The organism is Novosphingobium sp. FW305-C-30-35 (assembly GCF_058783135.1).
The window spans coordinates 3,147,290-3,160,800 of the sequence record NZ_JBYSYJ010000001.1; the positions used below are offsets into that span (position 1 = coordinate 3,147,290).

Below are 13,511 nucleotides of genomic sequence, written 5' to 3' on the forward strand. Positions count from 1 at the left end.
CTTGGAACGAGATTGCCGCAAACCTTGTTCCCGAACAACGGTTTGTGATGCCGGCTTGCAAGGGCCGCATAACAGGAGAAAGGGAACTGGTGTCTGCATCGACGCAGGCCGAACCGACGATTGTCTGGTTCCGCCGCGATCTTCGACTGGCCGATCAGGCGGCGCTTCTGGCAGCCGCCGAGGCCGGGCCCGTTATCCCGGTCTACGTGCTTGATGACGAGACGCCCAGGCACTGCCGCATGGGCGGTGCCTCGCGCTGGTGGCTGCATTACAGCCTGGCCAGCCTGGATGCCGCGCTTCGCAAGCTGGGATCGCGACTGATCCTGCGCCGGGGCAAGGTGCACGAGGAACTGGCGGCTGTGCGCCGCGAAACCGGGGCGCGGGTCGTCCATGCGTTGCACCATTACGAGCCGTGGTGGCGCAACGCGGAGAAGGCCGTCGCCAAGGGTATGCAGCTTGTCCTTCACGACGGCAACTACCTGGCGCCGGCTGGTGCGGTGAAGACCGGAAGCGGCGCGCCCTACAAGATCTTCACGCCATTCTGGCAGGCCCTTAAAGAGCGGATGCCGCCCGCGCACCCAGCGCAAGCACTAGAGCAGCTGGTCGCGCCGGAGCACTGGCCGACGAGCGACACGCTCGACGACTGGAAACTGCTGCCCACTGCGCCCGACTGGGCGGGCGGGTTCCGCAAAGAATGGATCCCCGGCGAAGCGGGTGCGCACAAGCGGCTGGAAGCCTTTGCGGCGCGGGCGGCGCGGTACGAGCAATGCCGCAATCTGCCGTCGATTGAAGGAACTTCGCGCCTGTCGCCGCATCTCCACTTCGGCGAGATTTCGCCGGCGACGGTGTGGCAGAAGGTGGCCGATGCCGGCGGATCGGTGGACGTATTCCTCAGCGAGCTGGGCTGGCGCGACTATGCCCAGAACGTGATCGTGCAATTCCCAGACTATGGCTCGAAGAATGCGCGGGAGGCCTACGACCGGCTGCAATGGCGTGACGATCCCGAGGGGCTGCGGGCATGGCAGCAGGGGCGCACTGGCTACCCGATCGTCGATGCCGGGATGCGCGAGCTTTGGCACACAGGGTGGATGCACAACCGCGTGAGGATGATTGCGGCAAGCTTCCTGGTGAAGCATCTCCTGATCGACTGGCGTGAAGGCGAGCGTTGGTTCTGGGACACTCTGGTTGATGCGGATTACGGTTCCAACGCGGTCAACTGGCAGTGGACGGCAGGGACGGGCATAGATTCCAACATGTTCGTGCGAATCATGGCACCACTCACCCAGTCGGCGAAGTTTGACGCAGCAGGCTATATCCGCAAATGGGTGCCGGAACTGCGCCATCTGTCCGACGCCGAGGTCCACGATCCCACGTTCCCGCCACCGGGCTATGTCCGCAAGATCGTGCCCCATGCGCAAGGCCGGGCGCGGGCTTTGGCGGCGCATGAAGCAATGAAGGCGCATGGCTGACCTTGCGCGTTACGCTGCGGAGCCGCATATCCCGCCCATGACTGCACAGACGCCATCGAGGGGACGGCATCTGGTGGCCGGTGGCTGGAACATGTCTGCCGTCGGCCGCTGGGTCGCACACCTGTTTGCCGGACCGTTCGAGCGCGTTGTCGAAAGGATCGACCGCGGCCTAGTTCTTGGCACGATCCACGCTATCTTGCCGGACGGCAGCCAGCGCACTGTCGGCGGGCGGGGCGAGGGGCCTGTCGCGCGAATTCACCTGCATAACTGGAATGCGCTTGTGCGGCTGGCTACGGCTGGCTCGATCGGCTGGTATGAGGCCTGGGTCGAAGGCGAATGGGATAGCCCAGATCCCGTGCCGATCTTCGATCTGTTCATGCGCAACGCCACCACCTTGGGCGACGTCGGCCGGGCTAAAGGTCCGTGGCGTCTGGCTGGCCGGGCGCTCAACTTCCTGCGCAAGAATTCGCGAGCGCAGGCGCGGCGCAACATCGCGGCGCACTATGACCTTGGCAATGACTTCTACCGCCAGTGGCTGGACTCGACCATGAGTTACTCGAGCGCGTTGTGGGACGGCATTTCAGCAGATGCACCCTTGGCCGAGGCTCAGGCCAACAAGGTTGACCGGTTGGGGGCGCGTCTGGCGCTCACACCTCGCAGCGAAGTGCTCGAGATCGGTTGCGGCTGGGGCTTTCTGGCGCGGCGCCTCGCCGAGACGACCGGGGCGCGGGTGACCGGCATCAGCCTATCGGACGAGCAGCTGGAGTGGGCGCGCGAAGCCCTCGCTTCATCAGGGCTGGGCGGGATCGAGTACCGTCATCAGGATTACCGCGATGTCGAAGGAACATTCGACGCTATCGCCAGCGTCGAGATGGTCGAGGCCGTGGGTCGCGAATATTGGCCGTCCTACTTCGACTGCCTTGCCCGCTGTCTGAAGCCCGGAGGGCGTGCGGCGCTGCAATACATCACCATCCGCGATGACCTGTTCGATGCCTATGCCGCCAGCGCCGACTTCATCCAGGCCTATGTCTTCCCCGGCGGCCTGCTGATCAGCGAGCGGGAGTTTGCACGACTGGCGCACGAGCGCGGGCTCACATGGCAGGATCGCCAGGACTTCGGCCTCGACTATGCCCGCACGCTCAAGCTGTGGCGCGAGGCGCTTGATCTTGCCGTAGTCGAAGGGAGGCTGCCTGCCGGGTTTGACGAGCGGTTCGTCAACTTGTGGCGCTATTACCTGATGTATTGCGAAGGCGGGTTCCGCGGTGGCGGCATCAACGTCAGCCAGGTGACGCTGGTAAAGCAGTAAGCTTCAGGGACGCCTGAAAACTCCGTCCCCGCGATATCGCGCGAGGATGTTGTCGTGGACGATCGGGCTGAGCAGGTTGGCGAAGGCGCAGCCGACGCGGCCGGAATCCCACCACACCACCTCGGCCTGAAGGGATTCCATGCCGGGCAGGGTCAGCCAGCAGCGGTTGCCGGCGTGCATGCGTTGCAGCGCATTTGCGCAGAAGCCGCCTAGCGAAAGGTCAAGCACGACGGTCTGAAAGCCCTTGCCGCCGGATGGCCTGAGCGTTGCCGGAATGTTGACACGTTGGCGTGGCGCACTGCGGTCCTCGAGCGCGGCCTGCCCATAGATGTTGGTATTCCAATCCGTCGTCGTCATGCCGGGCGACCTCGACCCATTGCGTTTCCGGTCTGCCGACGGATCGGCAAACCTTTGCAAAGAATCGCGCGGCTACGTTAATTAGGCGCTATCAGTCCTGGTTAACGCGAATGCGGTGCGGACTGGCAAACTGTTCACCAAGAAGCGTAACGATCCGGTCAGCAACGACTTCCGGAGCCTTGACCGTCTGCGGGTCTTCTCCGGGGTAGGCGCGGGCGCGCATCTTGGTGCGGGTTGCGCCCGGATCGACCACGGCAACTCGGATGGCCGCGGTGTTGCGCACTTCCTGCCCATAGCTGCCCAGCAGGTTGTCAAACGCCGCCTTCGAAGCGCCGTAGGCACCCCAGTAGGCGCGGGGGGTGGCGCCGACGCTGCTCGTCACGCCGATGACGCGGGCGTCCTGGCTCTTGCGCAGCATGCCGTCGAAGCCGGCAAGAAGTGCCTGCGTTGCCAGCACGTTGAGAGTCAGCGCCTGGTTGAACTCGCGCGCGTCGATCTGCCAGACCGGGGTGAGGGTGGGCAGGACGGCGGCGTTGATCACCAGAATGTCGAGTGCCTTCCAGCGGCCCGAGATGGCGGTGGCGAGACGGGCGATGCTGTCAGCCTCGGAGAGATCGACCGGCGCAATCGTGGCGCTGCCACCGGCCTCGAAGATCTCTTCCTCGATCTTCTCGAGGTCCTTGGCGTTGCGCGCCACAAGAACGACGTGCGCTCCGGCAGCGGCCAGTGCCTTGGCCGTGGCCGCGCCAATGCCGCGGCTTGCGCCGGTAACCAGCGCGACTTGACCCGCAAGGCTCATCTTACGCGACCTTTCCGACCGGCAGCGAAAGCTGATCGGGGCTCTCGCGATCGGCAAGATCGGTCAGGCGCGTGGGGTATTCGCCGGTGAAGCAGGCGTCGCAATACTGCGGGCAAGACTTCTTGCGTTCGGCCTCGCCCACGGCGCGGTAGAGGCCGTCGATCGAGACGAAAGCAAGGCTGTCGGCGTGGATGAACTCCGCCATCGCGGCGACATCCATGCGTGCAGCGAGCAGCTTCGAGCGTTCGGGCGTGTCGACGCCGTAGAAACACGAATGCTCGGTCGGCGGGCTGGCGATTCGCATGTGCACTTCGGCGGCGCCTGCATCGCGCATCATCTGCACGATCTTGAGGCTGGTAGTGCCGCGCACGATCGAATCGTCGATCAGGACAATGCGCTTGCCGGCGACCAGCGCACGGTTGGCATTGTGCTTGCGCTTCACGTCGGCGTTGCGGGCACCGTCCGAGGGCTGGATGAAGGTGCGGCCGACATAGTGCGAGCGGATGATGCCGAGTTCGAACGGGATGCCTGACTGCTGGGCGTAGCCGAGCGCAGCAGGCACGCCGCTGTCAGGCACGGGGATGACGAGATCGGCGTCTGCCGGGCTTTCCATCGCCAGTTGCGCGCCGATGGCCTTGCGTACCTGGTAGACCGAGCTGCCACCCATGACCGAGTCCGGGCGGCTGAAATAGACGTGTTCGAAGATGCAGGGGCGCGCGTTGGGCTTGCCGAACGGCCGGTGCGTGCTGAGGTTGCCGTCGAGATCGACCTGGATCAGCTCGCCGGGCTCCACTTCGCGCACGAAGTCTGCGCCGACGACGTCAAGCGCAACGGTTTCGCTGGCGAAGACCACCGCGTCACCGAGCTTGCCCATGACGAGCGGGCGGATACCGAGCGGATCGCGGCAGGCGATCATGCCCTCGGGCGTCATGCAGATCAGCGAATAGGCGCCCTCGATCAGGCGCAGGGCATCGACGAAGCGGTCGAGCAGGGTGGGGTAACGGCTCGTCGCAACGAGGTGAATGATCACCTCGGTGTCCGACGTCGACTGGAAGATCGCGCCCTTGCGGACGAGATCGCGCTTGAGGAACATCGCGTTGGAGATGTTGCCGTTGTGGGCGATCGAGAAACCGCCCGAGGCGAGGTCTGCGAAGAGCGGCTGGACGTTGCGCAGGCCTGCACCGCCCGTCGTCGAATAGCGGACGTGGCCAGAGGCCATCATGCCCGGCAGTTCGGCAATGGCCGATCCGGTCGAGAAATTCGCCGCCACATGGCCAATGCCCTTGCGCGAGTAGAATTCCTGCCCGTCGAAGCTGGTGATGCCCACGGCTTCCTGCCCGCGGTGCTGCAGGGCATGGAGACCTAGCGCCACTGTCGCCGCAGCGTCACGTACGCCGAGTACGCCGAAGATGCCGCACTCCTCGCGCAGCTTGTCGTCATCGGCGCCGATATCGCCCCGCCCGATATCCCAGGGCGTTGCATCGAGAAGTTCGTGATCTGTGGTCATGGGTCCCGTGGACTCGCGTGGGCGCGTGCGCGCCGGCCGGTTTCTGGCGCCCAAATGGCGACGTTTGCGCACAATGGCAAGGGCAAGGTTCGCAATGCATCGCTTGAGGCCGTTCCCGGCCCGGGGAACCGCGAGTCTTCTGGGGCGTAGTTGGGGCCACGGACAGGCGGAGCATGGAGTGGCTGGTGAGGATAATCGGTATCGGGCTGTTGGCTCTTGGGGCGCTTTTCGTGATTGGGGGGACGATTTCCTACCTGCTCAACGTGGTTTTTCACTGATCTGCGCAGTCGATGATTGTGCGTGATTTGCGCTGGGAAAAATTAACCAGGGCAGTGTTAGGGCAGGGCAATGCGCGTTGCCCGTACTCTTGCCGATCCGGTCTGTACCGCCGTCGCATACTTTGCGTTGGCCTATGGCGCAGTGGCGTTCGGTCGGTTCACCGGCGGCGTTGCCATGGTCTGGATCGCCACAGCGCTCCTGGCGGGGCGGCTGGTGCATCTTCCGTTCCGCCTCTGGTTGAAGTGGGTGGTCCCGTGCTGGTTCGCGAGTACCATCGCAACCGGGTACTTCGGGTTTGGCTGGGTCCTGGCGGTGCCACTGGCTTTCATAAATATGGCCGAAGCTATCGCCGTCGCGTTCGTCTGGCGGCGGATCACCGATGCGTTCTGGCCGCACGACATCCTCGAATGGGTGACGTCCTTCTACCTCGGCATCGGTCTGACCATCCCATTGGTGACCGGTTGCATCGCATCGTTCCTGGCCTGGTTCTCCTTTGGTCAGCCGCTGGTCGAGAATTTTACCCGATGGATCATCGGCCACGCTCTCGGGCTGGTCGCGTGCCTGCCCGTGTTCCACTATGTCTACCATCGCCTGGCACGCGGACGAAGCTTCCTGCCGCCAGCGCGCCAACTGCCCTTGGCAACGCTCGTGTTCGGGTCGTTCACGGGCCTGACCGCGCTGGTATTCCTGCTCGACATGCGCGCGCTGCTGGTGTTCCCGCTGGTATTCCTGATGGTTTCCTCGGCCCTGGTGCCAGCTGCGATCACCACCTTGATGCCTCTGCTGCTGATCGCCATCGGCGGCACGATGACTATCCTGGGGTTCGGGCCGATTGCCGGCATGGACATCGAGTTCGGCGACCGCATCCAGTTCTTCCAGCTCTATGTCGGCGTGACGGTGCTGGCAGCCCTGCCGCTTTCGTGCGAGCGTCATCGGCGCATCATAGAGATGCAGCAGATGCAGCACCGAATTGCGGAACTCGAACGGACAAGCGCGGCACTCTGAACGTCCGGTTCTTGCAGCCATTGCCGTTTGCTGCGCTCCAGCCTACATCCGCAGCCGTCTCCGGGAACCCGGAGGCGCATTCCTGCCAGGGGACTTCTGCTTGATCCTGTCGCCATTCGAATGGACCATCGCCAAGCGCTACATGCTGCCCGGGCGAGGCGAGGCATTCATTGCGCTCGTCGCGGGCATCAGCCTTGTCGCGGTAATGCTCGGCGTGGCCGCGCTGGTCATCGTGATGAGCGTGATGAACGGTTTCCGCGCCGAACTGCTCGACAAGATCGTGGGCCTGAACGGCCATGCGATCATCCAGGCCTACGGCGGGCGGCTGGACAACTGGCAGGACATCCTCAAGAAGGTCGAGGCGACGCCCGGCGTTACCCATGCCTCGCCGCTGATAGAGCAGCCGCTGCTCGCCAGCTTCAATGGCAGGGTCGAGGCGATTCTCGTGCGCGGCAATACTGCGGGCGATATCAAGCGGCTGGAGGACAAGCGCGTCGATGGCGTGATCGCCTCGCTGCGGCCAGAGTCAGGCAATGTTGCCATCGGTTCGCGCCTTGCCCAGAACCTTGGTGCGCGGGTGGGCGACAGCATCACGATCATCAACCCGCAAGGTCGAGCTACGCCGTTCGGCACTGTCCCGCGCGAGATTGCCTATACCGTATCGGCAATCTTCGAAGTCGGCATCTACGATTATGACAACGCGTATGTGGTCATGCCCATCGCGGATGCGCAGACATTGCTGCTGACCGGTGACTCAATCGGCATGATCGAGGTCACTACGACCAATGCCGATACCGTGTCCGAGACCCTTGCTCCTATTGCCAAGCAACTAGAAGGCACGGCGGTCGTCACCGACTGGAAGACCATCAACGCCAGCCTGTTCGAGGCACTGGCGGTGGAGCGCGTGGCGATGTTCATCGTGCTTTCCATCATCGTGCTGGTCGCGGTGTTCAACATCCTTTCGTCGCTGATCATGCTCGTGCGCGCCAAGACGCGGGACATCGCGATCCTGCGCACGATGGGGGCAACGCGGAAAAGCCTGCTCAAGATCTTCGTCACGATCGGCTTCGTGATCGGTGCTCTTGGCACCGTTTCCGGACTTCTGCTGGGCTTCGTCTTCCTGTTCTTCCGCCAACCTATCGTGAATGCGATCCAGTGGGTGACGGGGCAGAACCTGTGGGACCCGTCGATCCGCTTCCTTACCGAGCTGCCGAGCCGTTCGGACCCGGTCGAGATCACGACCATCTGCATGATGGCCTTGCTGTTCTCGTTCCTTGCCACGCTTTATCCGGCGCTGAAGGCTGCCAGCACGGACCCGGTTCAGGTGCTGCGTTATGAGTGATCCCGTCGCCAAAAATCCTGTGGTTCGATTGCGCGACCTGCGCCGCTCATTCAGCCAGGGCGGGGTGACCATCGACGTGCTGCGCGGCGTGAACCTCGAGATCCGCCCCGGCGAGATCGTTGCGCTGCTGGGGCCTTCGGGTTCGGGCAAGTCGACCATGCTGCAGGCGATCGGACTGCTGGAAGGCGGTTTTTCGGGGCTGATCGAGATCGCCGGGACGAATGCCTCGCAGCTTTCGGGCGATGACCGGACGGCGCTGCGCCGCGATCACCTGGGCTTCGTCTACCAGTTCCATCATCTTTTGCCCGATTTCAACGCGATCGAGAACGTGGTGCTGCCGCAGATGGTGGCAGGCAAGACGCGGGGCGAGGCAGAAACCCGGGCGGCCGAGTTGCTGACTGCGCTGGGGCTTGCCAAGCGTCTCGATCACCGGCCCAGCCAGCTTTCGGGCGGCGAGCAACAGCGTGTCGCCGTGGCGCGTGCGCTGGCCAACCGGCCGGAAATGGTGCTGGCCGACGAGCCGACCGGCAACCTTGATGAGGCCACTGCCGACCGCGTGCTCGAGGAGTTTCTCAAGCTGGTGCGTGGCGAGGGCAGCGCGGCGCTGATCGCCACGCACAACGAACGCCTCGCCCTGCGCATGGACCGCGTTGTGCGGCTGCATGAGGGTGTGCTCGAATAGGGATACATCGTTCTCCTGAAGCGTTTTCGTGTGCAAAAGGAGATCGTACCTCATGAACACCACGATCCGCGCCGAAGCTGCCGATGCGGCTGCATTCTGGAACGACCACGCCGTTGTCCTGCGCCGTGAGGCTGCAGACGGCGTGTTCCACGGCTTTGCCTCGCTGCATTCCGGAACCTTCGCCGACATGGTGCGAATGGTTGCGCGCATGTCGGAAAGCGAGCGGGCGAACCTGGTCATCGAGAAGTCGGGCGACCGGCAGTATTCCCCGGCCGAAATCGCGGCACTGGCCCACCGCATCGATTTTCCCGCCTAAGCCCATTTGCCGTTGATCAGCTTCCCTTGTCGTGCGAACCATTTGCATGACAAGGGGAGAAGTCATGTCCGGTCTTGATTGGAATGCCGAAGCCACGTTGCATGAGCGCGACGATGCCGGCTCTGAGATGCAGTACAATTTCAGCGTCCTCAAGAAAGCTCCCTTGCGGGACCTGGTGGCGGAAGTGGCTGGCATGGATGCCGCCCAGCGTGCCCGCCTGGTGATCGACGTGGCGGGAGGCAAGTCGCTCAACGTCGGCGAAATCCTCGAACTTGCGGATCGGGAGGGCCTGACATGAGCGAACCGACCACGATAGCCGATTTCAAGGCGAAGAAGCCAAATGGCGAAGTGATCGATCTGGCCGAGAAGAAGGGCAAGGTCTTGCTGGTGGTCAACACCGCGTCGAAGTGCGGCTTCACCCCGCAGTACGACGGGCTCGAGAAGCTGTGGAAGGACTATGGCGACCGGGGCTTCGAGGTGCTGGCCTTCCCCTGCAACCAGTTCGGCGGGCAGGAGCCGGGATCGGCCGACGAGATCGAGAGCTTCTGCAAGGTCAACTTCGGCCTGAGCTTCCCGCTCATGGCCAAGATCGAGGTCAATGGCGACAATGCCGACCCGCTCTACGACTGGCTCAAGAAGGAAGCGCCGGGTGTGCTGGGCACGAAGGCGATCAAGTGGAACTTCACCAAGTTCCTGATCGGCCGCGACGGCAAGGTCGTCCGCCGCTATGCGCCGACCGACAAGCCGGAAAGCATCGCGAAGGATATCGAAAAGCTGCTCTGACAGCAGCATTCGGTTCGGGGGAAAAACAGGCCGCGCCTCTCGCAAGAAGGCGGCCTTTTTCCTACCTTGGCCGACATGCCCCACGCCCCCTTCGTTCCCTTGCGCATCTTCTCGTCCTACACGATGCTCGACGGAGCGATCGATCCCAAGGCGATTGCCAAGACGGCGGCGGAGCGGGGTTTTCCGGCGGCGGCGATTACCGATCGCAACGGGCTCTATGGCAGCGTCGCCTATGCCAAGGCATGCAAGGACATGGGCGTGCAGCCCGTCATCGGCACGATGCTGGCGGTGGCGCGGCCCGAGCGTGATGGCGCGGCGACGGGGTTCGGGCCTGCTGCACCGACCGTCGACTGGCTGGCGCTCTATGCGCAGGATGCACGCGGCTATGACAACTTGTGCCACCTCGTCAGCCGCGCGCATCTTGAGCGGCCTCTGGAGTTCGAGGCGCATGTCGTGCTGGCGGACCTCGTTGGCCGCACCGATGGGCTGATCTGCCTGACCGCGGCGGGCGAGGGCGCGCTGGCGCGGCTGCTTGCGGGGCAGCAGCAGTCTGCGGCCGAAGCTTACCTCGATCGCTTGCAGGAACTGTTCCCCGAGCGGCTCTACATCGAGATCGCGCGGCGCAACGAGCCGGTGGAAGAGGCGTCTGAAGAGGCGCTGATCGATCTGGCCTATGCTCGAAACCTGCCGCTGGTGGCGACCAATCCCGCCTGTTTTGCCGAGCGCGGGTTCTACGACGCGCACGATGCCATGCTGTGCATCGCCAGTTCCACCCACGTTGACAGCACCGACCGTCCGCGTTCCAGCAAGGAGTGGTGGATCAAGCCTGCGCCGGTAATGGAGGAAATCTTCAAGGACCTCCCCGAAGCGCTCGCCAACACGCTGGTCGTAGCACAGCGCTGCGCGGTGATGCCGCCCAAGCGCAAGCCGATCCTGCCGAGCCTTGCCGGTGACCAGGAAGGCGAGGCGCGGATGTGTGCCGAGGACAGCCGCAAGGGCCTCGTCCTGCGGTTGAAGCCCTATTACCCGGAAGCCGCCCACGCCGAGCTGGAGCGCGTGCTGTGCCTTGGCCCGGATGCCGAGCCGGACGCTGCCGATTATCCGCAGCTCAATGTCGCGGGCGTGTGGGAGGAAGTGCTCGACTACCGCAAGCGGCTCGAGTTCGAGATCGCGATCATCAACCGCATGGGTTTTGGCGGCTACTTCCTGATCGTCGCTGACTTCATCAAATGGGCCAAGGAGAACGACATTCCGGTGGGGCCGGGGCGCGGTTCGGGCGCGGGCAGCCTTGTGGCATGGGCGCTGACCATCACCGACCTTGATCCGATCAAGCTGGGCCTGCTGTTCGAGCGCTTCCTCAACCCGGAACGCGTCTCGATGCCGGACTTCGATATCGATTTCTGCGAAACCCGGCGCGGCGAGGTGATCCGCTATGTCCAGCGCAAGTACGGGCTGGATCACGTGGCGCAGATCATCACCTTCGGCAAGCTGAAGGCCCGCGCCGTGCTGCGCGATACCGGGCGCATCCTGCAGATGAGCTATGGGCAGACCGACCGCCTGTGCAAGATGGTGCCCAACCATCCGACCGACCCGTGGCCGCTGCCGCGCGCGCTGAACGGGGTGGTGGAACTCAAGCGCGAGTATGACCGCGATCCCGAGGTCAAGCGCCTGATCGACCTTGCGATGCAGCTGGAAGGCCTGCCGCGCAACAGCTCGACCCATGCGGCCGGCGTGGTCATCGGCGACCGCCCGCTGGCGCAGCTGGTGCCGCTCTACCGCGATCCGCGCTCGGACATGCCGGTGACGCAGTTCGACATGAAGCATGTCGAGGATGCGGGCCTCGTGAAGTTCGACTTCCTCGGCCTCAAGACGCTGTCGGTGCTGCGCAAGGCGGTGGACCTGATGGCCAAGCGCGGCATCAGCATCGACCTTTCGGCGCTCGCCTGGGATGACGAGCAGACCTACAAGCTGCTGCAGTCGGGCGATACGGTGGGCGTGTTCCAGCTGGAATCCGAAGGCATGCGGCGCACGCTGGCGGCAGTGAAGCCGACCAACTTCGGCGACATCATCGCGCTCGTCTCGCTTTACCGTCCGGGCCCGATGGACAACATCCCGCTGTTCGGGCGGCGCAAGAACGGCCTCGAAAGCATCGAGTATCCGCACGAGAAGCTGGCGGGAATTCTCGCCGAGACCTACGGGATCTTCGTCTACCAGGAACAGGTCATGCAGGCCGCGCAGATCCTGGCGGGCTATTCGCTCGGCGATGCAGACCTTCTGCGCCGCGCGATGGGCAAGAAGGTGCAGGCCGAGATGGACGCGCAGCGCCAGCGCTTCGTCGATGGCTGCAAGACGGTGTCCGACATTCCGGCGGCCAAGGCCAACGAACTGTTCGACTTGATCGACAAGTTTGCAGGCTATGGCTTTAACAAGTCGCACGCTGCCGCTTACGCGCTGCTTGCCTACCAGACGGCGTGGCTGAAGACGCACTATCCGCACGAGTTCTATGCGGCATCGATGTGCTTCGACATGCATCAGTCGGAAAAGCTCTCGGTCTTCGTCGACGACATGCGGCGCAATGGCGTGGCGCTGGCCGGGCCGGACATCAACCATTCCGAGGCCGAGTTCACCGTCGAGCGGACGCAGGACGGCTTTGCCGTGCGCTATGCACTGGCGGGCCTGCGCAATGTGGGCGAGAAGGCGATGGAGCAGATCGTCGAGGAGCGCGAAGCGAACGGGCCCTTTGCTTCGCTCGACGACCTGTTCAAGCGCATTCCGGCAGGATCGATGAACCGGCGGCAGCTGGAAGCGCTGGCTGCGGGCGGTGCGCTCGATTGCCTTGAACCCAACCGCGCGCAGGTGATTGCCAATGCCGAACTGCTGATGGCGGTGGCGGACGAAGCGGCGCGCTCTCGCACGTCGGGGCAGGGTGGCCTGTTCGGCGGGGACGATCATGCCACGCCCGCCACGCGCCTTGCCGAGACGAAGCCGTGGAGCCGGGCCGACCAGATGGCGGCGGAGCGCGAGAACTTCGGGTTCTATTTCGCGGCGCATCCGGTGGAAGAATATCGCGCCGTGGCTTCGGCCAATGGGGCGAGATCGTATGGCAGCCTGATGACCAGCAGTGGCGAGCCGGGCGGGCGTTCCGGCGCGGTCATGGCCGCGCTGGTGGAGAACGTGCAGAAGCGCAAGACGAAGAAGGGCAAGGACTTCGTCATGGCCGACTTCTCCGACAGTTCGGGGCTGTTCTCGGCCTCGTGCTTCGAGGAATCGCTGGTCGAGCCGTTCCAGCAATGGGCGAAGGACGGGACCTGCGTGCTTCTCAATGTCGAACTTGACCGGCCCAATCCCGACGAGCCGCCGCGCGTGACGGTGCGGGGGGCAAGGCCGCTGGCTTCGGTGACAAGCTCGTCGCGGATGATGCTCAAGCTCGAGGTGAGCAAGCCCGAGGCGATCTCGGAGCTGGCGATGCTCCTGCCGCGTGGGTCTGGCGGGACGGGCGAAGTGCTGGCGCGCCTTCGGACTGGCGGACCCAAGGAGCCGCTCGTGCGGCTCGGCAATGATTTTAAACTGGACAGCGACTTAATCGAGCGATTGATTCCGATAGAAGGACTCGCCAATGTCGCCCTGACCGCAAGACCGGAAAGGCATCTGCGGCTGGTCGAATAA

At 64.0% G+C, this 13,511-nt stretch carries 12 protein-coding genes; 9 read left to right on the forward strand and 3 right to left on the reverse strand.

What is annotated here, in order from left to right:
• Positions 1–47 precede the first annotated feature (47 nt).
• A complete protein-coding gene (locus AC3WLM_RS15575) occupies positions 48–1,469 on the forward strand; it encodes a cryptochrome/photolyase family protein (RefSeq protein WP_492477892.1) in 1,422 nt (473 codons plus the stop codon).
• Between the two features lie 37 nt (positions 1,470–1,506).
• Positions 1,507–2,775: a class I SAM-dependent methyltransferase gene (locus AC3WLM_RS15580; protein WP_492477893.1), complete on the forward strand. Its 1,269-nt coding sequence runs from the start codon at positions 1,507–1,509 to the stop codon at positions 2,773–2,775.
• A 3-nt stretch (positions 2,776–2,778) separates the two neighbouring features.
• Here the strand turns inward: AC3WLM_RS15580 and AC3WLM_RS15585 are convergent, their stop codons facing one another.
• From AC3WLM_RS15585 to purF, 3 genes are all read right to left on the reverse strand, one after another.
• A complete protein-coding gene (locus tag AC3WLM_RS15585) occupies positions 2,779–3,132 on the reverse strand; it encodes a PilZ domain-containing protein (RefSeq protein WP_039334022.1) in 354 nt (117 codons plus the stop codon).
• Positions 3,133–3,223: 91 nt separating this feature from the next.
• Positions 3,224–3,931, reverse strand: a complete 708-nt coding sequence (locus tag AC3WLM_RS15590) for an SDR family NAD(P)-dependent oxidoreductase (RefSeq protein ID WP_039334023.1) — start codon at positions 3,929–3,931, stop codon at positions 3,224–3,226.
• 1 nt (position 3,932) lies between these two features.
• Entirely contained in the window at positions 3,933–5,438 is a 1,506-nt protein-coding gene (gene purF, locus AC3WLM_RS15595) for an amidophosphoribosyltransferase (RefSeq protein ID WP_230487632.1), read from the reverse strand.
• A 348-nt stretch (positions 5,439–5,786) separates the two neighbouring features.
• Between purF and AC3WLM_RS15600 the strand changes: the two genes are divergently transcribed.
• The 7 genes from AC3WLM_RS15600 to dnaE all read left to right on the forward strand — a co-directional run bounded on the left by AC3WLM_RS15600 (position 5,787) and on the right by dnaE (position 13,511).
• Complete coding sequence (locus AC3WLM_RS15600) at positions 5,787–6,722, forward strand: MASE1 domain-containing protein (protein WP_492477895.1); 936 nt, start codon at positions 5,787–5,789, stop codon at positions 6,720–6,722.
• 100 nt (positions 6,723–6,822) lie between these two features.
• Complete coding sequence (locus AC3WLM_RS15605; RefSeq protein ID WP_062341762.1) at positions 6,823–8,064, forward strand: lipoprotein-releasing ABC transporter permease subunit; 1,242 nt, start codon at positions 6,823–6,825, stop codon at positions 8,062–8,064.
• Positions 8,057–8,746 (forward strand): ABC transporter ATP-binding protein, encoded by a 690-nt coding sequence (locus tag AC3WLM_RS15610; RefSeq protein WP_039334028.1) that lies wholly within the window; start codon positions 8,057–8,059, stop codon positions 8,744–8,746. The genes AC3WLM_RS15605 and AC3WLM_RS15610 overlap by 8 nt, the downstream gene beginning before the upstream one ends.
• 52 nt (positions 8,747–8,798) lie before the next feature.
• A complete protein-coding gene (locus AC3WLM_RS15615; protein WP_052242298.1) occupies positions 8,799–9,062 on the forward strand; it encodes a hypothetical protein in 264 nt (87 codons plus the stop codon).
• Between the two features lie 64 nt (positions 9,063–9,126).
• A complete protein-coding gene (locus tag AC3WLM_RS15620) occupies positions 9,127–9,360 on the forward strand; it encodes a hypothetical protein (RefSeq protein ID WP_039334029.1) in 234 nt (77 codons plus the stop codon).
• Positions 9,357–9,845 (forward strand): glutathione peroxidase, encoded by a 489-nt coding sequence (locus tag AC3WLM_RS15625; RefSeq protein WP_039334031.1) that lies wholly within the window; start codon positions 9,357–9,359, stop codon positions 9,843–9,845. The genes AC3WLM_RS15620 and AC3WLM_RS15625 overlap by 4 nt, the downstream gene beginning before the upstream one ends.
• A 75-nt stretch (positions 9,846–9,920) precedes the next feature.
• Positions 9,921–13,511 (forward strand): DNA polymerase III subunit alpha, encoded by a 3,591-nt coding sequence (gene dnaE / locus AC3WLM_RS15630; protein WP_492477896.1) that lies wholly within the window; start codon positions 9,921–9,923, stop codon positions 13,509–13,511.

Coding starts and splice junctions, on each gene's coding strand:
- AC3WLM_RS15575 (WP_492477892.1), top strand. CDS start 48: ATGCCGGCTTGCAAGGGCCGCATAACAGGAGAAAGGGAACTGGTGTCT.
- AC3WLM_RS15580 (WP_492477893.1), top strand. CDS start 1,507: ATGACTGCACAGACGCCATCGAGGGGACGGCATCTGGTGGCCGGTGGC.
- AC3WLM_RS15585 (WP_039334022.1), bottom strand. CDS start 3,132: ATGACGACGACGGATTGGAATACCAACATCTATGGGCAGGCCGCGCTC.
- AC3WLM_RS15590 (WP_039334023.1), bottom strand. CDS start 3,931: ATGAGCCTTGCGGGTCAAGTCGCGCTGGTTACCGGCGCAAGCCGCGGC.
- purF (WP_230487632.1), bottom strand. CDS start 5,438: ATGACCACAGATCACGAACTTCTCGATGCAACGCCCTGGGATATCGGG.
- AC3WLM_RS15600 (WP_492477895.1), top strand. CDS start 5,787: ATGCGCGTTGCCCGTACTCTTGCCGATCCGGTCTGTACCGCCGTCGCA.
- AC3WLM_RS15610 (WP_039334028.1), top strand. CDS start 8,057: ATGAGTGATCCCGTCGCCAAAAATCCTGTGGTTCGATTGCGCGACCTG.
- AC3WLM_RS15615 (WP_052242298.1), top strand. CDS start 8,799: ATGAACACCACGATCCGCGCCGAAGCTGCCGATGCGGCTGCATTCTGG.
- AC3WLM_RS15620 (WP_039334029.1), top strand. CDS start 9,127: ATGTCCGGTCTTGATTGGAATGCCGAAGCCACGTTGCATGAGCGCGAC.
- AC3WLM_RS15625 (WP_039334031.1), top strand. CDS start 9,357: ATGAGCGAACCGACCACGATAGCCGATTTCAAGGCGAAGAAGCCAAAT.
- dnaE (WP_492477896.1), top strand. CDS start 9,921: ATGCCCCACGCCCCCTTCGTTCCCTTGCGCATCTTCTCGTCCTACACG.